This window comes from Aquabacterium sp. UBA2148, from assembly GCF_002328915.1.
Classification (GTDB): Bacteria; Pseudomonadota; Gammaproteobacteria; order Burkholderiales; family Burkholderiaceae_C; genus Aquabacterium; species Aquabacterium parvum.
In genome coordinates this window covers 1-7,812 of the sequence record NZ_DCXA01000051.1, presented here as the reverse complement: position 1 = coordinate 7,812, position 7,812 = coordinate 1, and the positions used below count along the sequence as shown (strand labels likewise).

General features: G+C 66.1%; 8 protein-coding genes and 1 pseudogene. 7 read left to right on the top strand and 2 right to left on the bottom strand.

Going from position 1 to position 7,812, the window contains the following annotated elements:
* The first annotated feature begins 144 nt into the window (after positions 1 to 144).
* From B2W70_RS02710 to B2W70_RS18410, 4 genes and pseudogenes are all read left to right on the top strand, one after another.
* Positions 145 to 555 (top strand): hypothetical protein, encoded by a 411-nt coding sequence (locus tag B2W70_RS02710; protein WP_286742587.1) that lies wholly within the window; start codon positions 145 to 147, stop codon positions 553 to 555.
* 9 nt (positions 556 to 564) lie between these two features.
* Entirely contained in the window at positions 565 to 1,110 is a 546-nt protein-coding gene (locus B2W70_RS02705; protein ID WP_286742585.1) for a cell division protein FtsI, read from the top strand.
* Positions 1,111 to 1,137: 27 nt separating this feature from the next.
* Complete coding sequence (locus B2W70_RS02700; protein ID WP_286742583.1) at positions 1,138 to 1,902, top strand: flagellar basal body L-ring protein FlgH; 765 nt, start codon at positions 1,138 to 1,140, stop codon at positions 1,900 to 1,902.
* Positions 1,903 to 1,938: 36 nt separating this feature from the next.
* Positions 1,939 to 2,520, top strand: a pseudogene (locus B2W70_RS18410) (response regulator transcription factor); the annotation flags it as partial.
* 53 nt (positions 2,521 to 2,573) lie between these two features.
* On the opposite strand, the gene B2W70_RS02690 reads toward B2W70_RS18410, so the two are convergent.
* On the bottom strand, positions 2,574 to 3,266 hold the full coding sequence (locus B2W70_RS02690) for a 5'-methylthioadenosine/adenosylhomocysteine nucleosidase (RefSeq protein ID WP_349677428.1): 693 nt from the start codon (positions 3,264 to 3,266) through the stop codon (positions 2,574 to 2,576).
* 176 nt (positions 3,267 to 3,442) lie between these two features.
* Positions 3,443 to 4,534 carry a porin gene (locus B2W70_RS02685; RefSeq protein WP_286742579.1) on the bottom strand — a complete coding sequence of 364 codons (1,092 nt, stop codon included), beginning with the start codon at positions 4,532 to 4,534 and terminating at the stop codon, positions 3,443 to 3,445.
* Between the two features lie 260 nt (positions 4,535 to 4,794).
* Between B2W70_RS02685 and B2W70_RS02680 the strand changes: the two genes are divergently transcribed.
* From B2W70_RS02680 to B2W70_RS02670, 3 genes are read left to right on the top strand one after another with little or no spacing between them, the layout of a single operon-like run.
* Positions 4,795 to 5,775 carry an ABC transporter substrate-binding protein gene (locus B2W70_RS02680; RefSeq protein ID WP_286742635.1) on the top strand — a complete coding sequence of 327 codons (981 nt, stop codon included), beginning with the start codon at positions 4,795 to 4,797 and terminating at the stop codon, positions 5,773 to 5,775.
* A gap of 49 nt (positions 5,776 to 5,824) precedes the next feature.
* Positions 5,825 to 6,652, top strand: coding sequence for an ABC transporter ATP-binding protein (locus tag B2W70_RS02675; protein ID WP_286742577.1), 828 nt, complete (start codon positions 5,825 to 5,827; stop codon positions 6,650 to 6,652).
* Entirely contained in the window at positions 6,649 to 7,425 is a 777-nt protein-coding gene (locus tag B2W70_RS02670) for an ABC transporter permease (protein ID WP_286742576.1), read from the top strand. Before B2W70_RS02675 ends, B2W70_RS02670 begins: the two co-directional genes overlap by 4 nt.
* The last annotated feature ends 387 nt before the right edge of the window (positions 7,426 to 7,812 follow it).

Here is a 7,812-nt window from a genome sequence, read left to right as displayed (position 1 = left end):
CGACCTGTCGGCCCTCGACACACAGCCGACATGAACGATCAAACCGGGACAGGCTTGCAAGGCCGATTCGGTCTCGATCTTCGGGGGCATGCCCAAGGACCGGCCTGCCTACGATGGGCTCACACCATCTCCGAAAGGTCCACCATGAGCAACATCGGTTTCCCCGGCGCTTCGAGCCACCACGCGATCGATCGCAAGCTGTGTCAACAAGCACCGCGCAGTCAGTTTGAGAAGAACTCGGCGGCCTTCGGCCCCGTGGCCGCATCGGTCATCGGCATCGCCGACGCGGCCACCGACGTGATCAGCGACGCCGCATCGGCAGGTGGCCAGGCCCTCTCCAGCCTGGGCAGCACCGCGCAAGAAGGCGTCGAAGCCGTGGGTGACGTGGTCGATGACATCAGCCAACTCATCCAGGCTGGTGCGCGCTATGCGAACCAGGGTACCCAGCTGGCCGACGACGCGATCGACCAGGTGGGTGACGCCTTGAGCGACGCCGCAGACAGCGTGCGATCGGGGCTCACAGCCGGCGCGCAGACCATCGCCTCCTTGCTGTGAGGCCAGGCCATGCACGCCCGCACCTTGCCCCTGCTGACCGCGGTTGGCCTCAGCCAGGCGCTGAGCGCTTGCGCGCTGTTCAGCTTGGAGCCCGCGATGGAGCTGGTCAAAGCCGGCGGCCTGGCGGTCAGCCACGTGGTCTCGACGGCCCCAGGCCGCGCCAGCGACACCGTGCACCACGCGGGGCCGCGCCCCAGTGCGGTGTGCATCTCGCACAACCCCATGGTGCCGTCCAGCGAGGTGGTGCCCGCCTTGCAAACCGCCTTGGCGCAAGCGGGTGTCAGCAGCCGCGTCTACGCCGCCGACACCACACCGCTGGCCTGTCCCGTCTGGCTGCTCTACAGCGGCACCGTCACCTGGGACGCACCACCGTTTCGCAGCGAACAGCGCGCCTACCTGGCATCGGCCCAGTTGACGCTGCGCTCGATGCACGGCCAGGTGCTGGCCAGCAGCGCCTATGGCATCGATGGGCTCTTCGAGTCGAGCAAATGGGCCACCACGCAGGACAAGCTCTCGCCGGTGGTTCAGGCCCTGCTGACCGGCTTCGGTGGCTGACGCGCCGCCCCATTGAGGACACCGCTCATGAAACCCACGTTTCCCGCCCCAGCGCATGACCAGCAGGCAGAGCGCACGCCCGCGCCGCACCGGGCAAAGCGCTCGCGCCCGCTCGCCCTTGCACTCGCCATGCACATGGCCATGCTGAGCGGCTGCAACACCCCACCCAGCATCGTGCAAGGGCCGCTCAGCGTGCCGCCCGTCATGCCTCCCACCTACCTCGAGCGCACCAACCCGGGCTCGCTGTTCCAGCCCGATGCGCCCGTCGCCTCGTTGTTTTCGGGTCAGAAGCTGGCCAGGCAAGTGGGAGACAAACTCAAGGTCGACATCGCCGAGTCCTTCGCCAGCCAGAGCAAGGTCGCCACCGATCACAGCCGCGAGAACGCCGTGGCCAGCAAAGGCCCCGGGCAAGGCGCGAAGTCGGTGGGGGGCTTCTTCGGCGAGCTGCTCGACCTCAACGCCAGCGCCGCCGGCAGCGACAGCTTCAAGGGCGATGGCAACACCGAACAGTCGAACAAGTTCACCGGCCAGATCGCCGTGCAAGTCATCAACGTGCTGCCCAACGGGCACCTCGTCATCGCCGGCGAGCGCGCGGTGGCCTTCAACCGGGGCGTGACGCGCATGCGCTTTTCAGGCGTGGTCAGCCCGGGCGACATCCGTGCCGGCAACCTCGTGGCCTCGTCCGACGTGGTCAACGCTCGGCTGGAAACAGCCGGCGAAGGCGACATCTCCGAAGCCGCTTCGCGCTCGTGGTTGCAGCGCGTGTTGACCAAAACCCTGACCGTCTGGTGAAGCCCTTGCGACACCGCTCCAACCGAAAGCGCCGCCATGCGTGACTGCCTGATCATCGACCCCGAAGACCACCTGCACGAGGCCATCGCGCCCAGCCTGCAACGGCTGGCCCTGTCTGTGGCCCGCACCAGCCGCCTGCCTGCCGTGCTCGCCGGCCCGGGCGTGGACCTGGTCCTCGCACGCGTGCGCCATGCCGATCGCGAACAGCTTCAGGTGTGCGAAGCCGCCCGCCAGGCCTGGAACGCTCGCGTGGTGGTTTTCATGGACAAGCCTGAGGCGGTTGACCAGGTGCTGGCCCTGACCTGGGGCGCCGACGCCGTGGTCGACCCGCGCCACATCAGCGAGCGCGAACTCGAAGCGCGCCTGCGAGCGCTGCTCAGGAGGAAGCCCACGCATGGCAACCAACGCCAATGGGAGCTGGACGAGTCCGCGCAACGCCTGCAACACGGCCCCTTGAGCGTGCCACTGTCGCGCAGCGAAAGCCTGGTGCTGCAGGCCTTGATGGCACAGCCAGGCGCGGTGATGTCTCGGGCCGAGCTGATGGCTCGCTCCAAGCTGGGTCAGCAGGGCTGCCACCTCAATGTGGTGGACCTGGCCGTGTCACGACTGCGGCGCAAGCTGCACGAGGCCGGTGTGACGCGGGTGCCCCTGCTGACGGAGCGGGGTCGCGGTTACCGCTGGGCGGCGCCCTTGAGCAGCGCCGAAACGATGGCCAGCGAATACGGGCTGGCCACCTGCTCCACAAAACGCGTGAAGTCCAGGTGCGCCGACGCATCGGCTCGGTCCGAGATGGTGCGAAGCACCACAAAGGGCAGCTCGAACGCATCACAGACCTGGGCCACCGCCGCCCCTTCCATCTCCACGGCCAGCACATCGGGCAGGTGATGGCGCAAGGTCTCGGTGTCTGCGGCCGAGGCAACAAACTGGTCACCGCTGGCGATCAGACCCCGGTGCACTCGGGGCTGAGGCAGCCCCAGCGCATGCAAGGGAACGTGCTGGTGCACGTCGACGAGCGCTCGCTCTACACCCTGTTGCACCCACTCGGTCAACTCGGCAGGCGGGTGCAGGCGACTGCGCCCCAGACCTGGCAGCTCGTGCCGGGGAAACAGCGGCGACGCGTCCATGTCGTGCTGGACCAAGGCGTCGGCCACAACCACATCGCCCACGCGCACCTCGGCACCCAGGCCACCGGCCACACCGGTGAACCAGATCTGCGAGACCCCGAAGGCATCGGCCAGCAAAGTGGCCGTGATGGCGGCTGCCACCTTGCCGATGCCGGAGAGGGTCACCACCACCTCGCGCCCATGCAGGTGACCGCGCCAGAAAACGCGAGCGCCGCAGCGAACCGAGGTCTCATCGGGCATCAAGTCGATGAGGGCCTGCAGTTCCTGCGGCATGGCGGCCATCAGGCCGATCGGCCCGACAGGGCCTGGGTCGGTTGCGCGATGAGACCGGCCCGAAAAGGCCGGTGACACCGCAGCGTCGAGGGATGAAGCGGGACACATCCCGCCATCATCCCACCGACGCCCAGCGCCTGGGCTCAGAACGCGTGGCGCAGGCCGAACACCACGCTGGTGCCCGACTCGAAGTTCGCCAGTTGCTCCTTGTCGACCATCACCACGGCATAGACGTCGGTGCGCTTGGACAGGTTCAGGTCGTAGCCCACCGAGGTGATGCGGTGCTTGGTGACCGGCGTGGTGCCGCCTTGCACCGGCTTTTCCTTGCTCTCGCCATAGGACACCATGACCTTGGACATCTTGGTCACGGGGATGGAGGCGCCCAGTTGATACAGCTGGGTGTCGATGCGCGAGGCACCGCTGTAGCCGCTGTTGGAGAACTCGGCGTACTGACCGAACAGCTTGGCGACGCCCAAGTCATAGCTGGTGCTGACCAGGCCGAAGTTCTGACGCTGGCCCTTGGTCAAATTGACCTTCGGAGCGTCGGCCGAACGCACCGTTTGCCAAGCGCCCCCCACGGCGAACGGCCCGTTGGCGTAGTTCGCCGCCAGGGCGTAGCTGTTGCGCTCGTTCAGCGTGCTGTCTTCACCCGCCTGGTAAGACACCGATCCCGTGAAGCCGGCCAGGTTGGGCGACGAGTAGGTGATGGCATTGCTCCAGCCCGAATCGCCCTTGTCATTGCTCCAGCGACCGAAGGTCAGGCGCACCGCCGGCGACAGACCGAAGGCACCACCAAAGGGGTTGTAGGACGCGACCTGCCCGAACAACAGGTTGCCCTGACGGCCAATGGTCAACTTGCCCAGGTCGCTTTGCAGGTACACGTTGGCAGCGCGGCCCCAGAAGTTGTCCGCAGGCACGTTCGGCGTCACCGTGGTGTTGGCGTCACTGCGGCCTTGGGCGCCAGTGTCGGGGCGCAGGAACGCCTCCAAAGTGAAGCCCGCCTTCAGGCCACCACCCAGGTCCTCCACGCCTTTGAAACCCAGGAAGCTGGTCGTCATGTTGTTGCCATCGACCTTGGTGAGGCGCTTGTTGTCGGCCGCAGTGGGCAGGCCGCTCAACTGCATGGATCCGACGCTCAGGTCGATGACGCCATAGACGTTGTAGCTGGATTGGGCCTGCGTGGCGGCTGCAGCGGACAGCGCCAGCACAGACAGTGCGAAATTGCGAATGGACATGGGCACTCCAGGTTTGGTGCATCGGCACCTGTTGTTGAAAACAGCGGCCGTCGATTGCAGATTCCATGCCCACACCGCCCTGTTCAAGCGCGCACGCTTCTTGCGTTCATTGCAATACTGCATACAGTTTTACAGCTGATTTGCATACAGTTTTGCAACAGGAGCCCGCTCGCATGTCCACCCAACAGCCCCCCATGAAGCTCACCCGCCGCACCGTTTTCGCGCGCATCGCCGCCGCCACCGCCTTGTCCCTGTGCGCCATGGCCCCCATGTCGGTGCACGCCGCCACGCCCATCAAGTTCCAGCTCGACTGGCGCTTCGAAGGCCCGGCCGGTCTCTTTTTGCACCCCATCGCCAAGGGCTACTTCACGCAAGCTGGCCTGGACGTCACGCTGGACGCCGGCAGCGGCTCGGGCGGCACCGTCACGCGCGTGGCCTCGGGCACCTACGACCTGGGCTTTGCCGACATGGCCGCGTTGATGGAGTTCCACGCCAACAACCCCGACGCGCCCAACAAGCCCGTGGCCATCATGATGGTCTACAACAACACGCCGGCCGCCGCCTTCGCGCTCAAGTCCAGCGGCATCAAGACCCCGGCCGACTTCACCGGCAAGAAGATGGGCGCCCCCGTGTTCGACGCCGGCCGCAAGGCCTGGACGCTGTTTGCCAAGGCCAACAAGATCGGCCCCGTGACCTGGGTCAGCATGGACCCGCCGCTGCGCGAGACCATGGCCGTTCGAGGCGACGTCGACGGCATCACCGGCTTCTCGTTCACCTCGCTGCTCAACCTCGAAGCGCGCGGCGCCAAGCCAGCCGACGTGGTGATGTTCCCCTACGCCCAGTTCGGCGTGAAGCTCTACGGCAACGCCATCATCGCCTCGCCCAAGCTGCTCAAGGAGAACCCCGAAGCGGTCAAGGCCTTCCTCAAGGCCTTCGCCAAGGGCGCCAAGGAAGTGCTGGCCCAGCCCGCCGTCGGCATCGCCGCGGTCAAGGCGCGCGACGGCATCATCAACGTCGACCTCGAAACCCGCCGCCTGAAGATGGCCATCGAGCAAGTGGTCGCCAGCCCCGACGCGCGCGCCGAGGGCTTTGGCCAGGTCAACGCCGGCCGCCTGTCGCTGATGGCTTCGCAGGTGTCCGATGCCTACGCCACCAAGACCCGCATCAACCCGAGCGCGGTGTGGAACGGCAGCTTCCTGCCCACGGCGACCGAACTCAACGTGCTGCCGCCCGCCAAGTGAATCGGCAACGCACACGCTGAGACCCACCACCGCTGAGGAACACCACACCATGGATGCCTACGTCGACTTCCAGGGCGTCTGGCTGGCCTACAACGACGAGCTGCTCACCAATGGGCAGTTCGCCGTCGAAGACCTGAGCCTGACCATGCGCCAGGGCGAATTCGTCGCCATCGTCGGGCCTTCGGGCTGCGGCAAGTCCACCTTCATGAAGCTCACCACCGGGCTGAAGATGCCCTCCAAAGGCAAGGTAACCATCGCCGGCCAGCCCGTGACCGGCCCCTTGAAGATCACCGGCATGGCCTTCCAGGCCCCGTCGCTGCTGCCCTGGCGCACCACGGTCGACAACGTGCTGCTGCCACTTGAAATCGTCGAGCCCTATCGCTCCACCTTCAAGGCCAAGCGCGCCGAGTACGAAGCCAAGGCGCGCGCCCTGCTGCAGAGCGTCGGCCTGGGCGGGTATGAGGACAAGTTCCCCTGGCAGCTCTCGGGCGGCATGCAGCAGCGCGCCTCCATCTGCCGCGCCCTCATCCACGAGCCGCAGATGCTGTTGCTCGACGAGCCCTTCGGCGCGCTCGACGCCTTCACGCGCGAAGAGCTGTGGTGCGCCCTGCGCGACCTGCAGGCCGCGCGCGGCTTCAACGTCATCCTCGTCACGCACGACCTGCGCGAAGCCGTGTTCCTCGCCGACACCGTCTACGTGATGAGCAAGAGCCCCGGGCGCATCCTCGCGCGCCGTGAAATCGACATGCCCCGCCCGCGCGACCTCGAAGTCACCTACACCCCCGAGTTCACCGCCGTCGTGCACGAGCTGCGCGGTCACATCGGCGCGCTGCGCAAGCCCACCACGCTGGGCACCCCCGTGGAGATCGCCCAATGAGCACGAGCCACACCAAGCACCTCGAACGCTGGGCCCCCTGGGGCCTGCTGCTGCTGGTCATCGTGATCTGGCAGGCCATCTGCAGCGCCTTCAACGTCAGCGAGTACATCTTCCCCAGCCCGGCCCGCATCGCCGAGCAACTGGTGGAGTTCCACGCCGAGATCCTCAAGCACGCCTGGCGCACCCTGTGGGTGACGATGGTGGGTTTTGGCATCGCCATCGTGGTGGGCGTGCTACTGGGCTTCCTGATCGGCAGCTCACGCCTGGCCTACGCGGCCATCTACCCCTTGATGACGGCTTTCAACGCCTTGCCCAAAGCCGCCTTCATCCCGATCCTGGTGGTGTGGTTTGGCATCGGCGTGGGACCGGCCGTGCTCACCGCTTTCCTCATCAGCTTCTTCCCGATCACGGTCAACATCGCCACCGGCCTGGCAACGCTGGAGCCCGAACTCGAAGACGTGCTGCGCGTGCTGGGCGCCAAACGCTGGGACGTGCTGGTCAAGGTCGGCCTGCCGCGCTCCATGCCGTACTTCTACGGCTCGCTCAAGGTCGCCATCACGCTGGCCTTCGTGGGCACCACGGTGTCGGAGATGACGGCCTCGAACGAAGGCATCGGCTACCTGCTCATCAGCGCCGGCTCGTCGATGCAGATGGGGCTGGCGTTTGGCGGCCTCGTGGTGGTGGGCGCCATGGCCATGGTGATGTACGAGCTGTTCTCGGTCATCGAGAAGCGCACCACCGTGTGGGCCCACCGAGGCAGCCAGGGGCACTGAGCCCCTGCCGAGCCCCTGTCAACACGCCTTCGGCACCCACCAAAAACAAACCACCCCGGGGGGTGGTTTGGAAAAGCCTTGCGGCACCAACCACCGGCTCAAGACCGGCGGTTGTGCGATGCCGCAAAACGACATCGCTGCTTGAGTGAAGAAATCCCTGAGCGGCGCGGAGTGATGTTGGTTGGACAATCCGTTGACACGGATCGGGCGCACCGACAGATTGTAACGTGCATAATTGCACGGACGATCAAATATGACCCGTTGTTACGATTTGAGACGGGTCCCTCCTCGTCCCCACTCACCCCGATTGATTGCGCTCCATGGACGCCTCTTTTTCACAGGATGATGACAGCATCCCCTACGACGCCAGCGGCTCCTGGGTGGCCG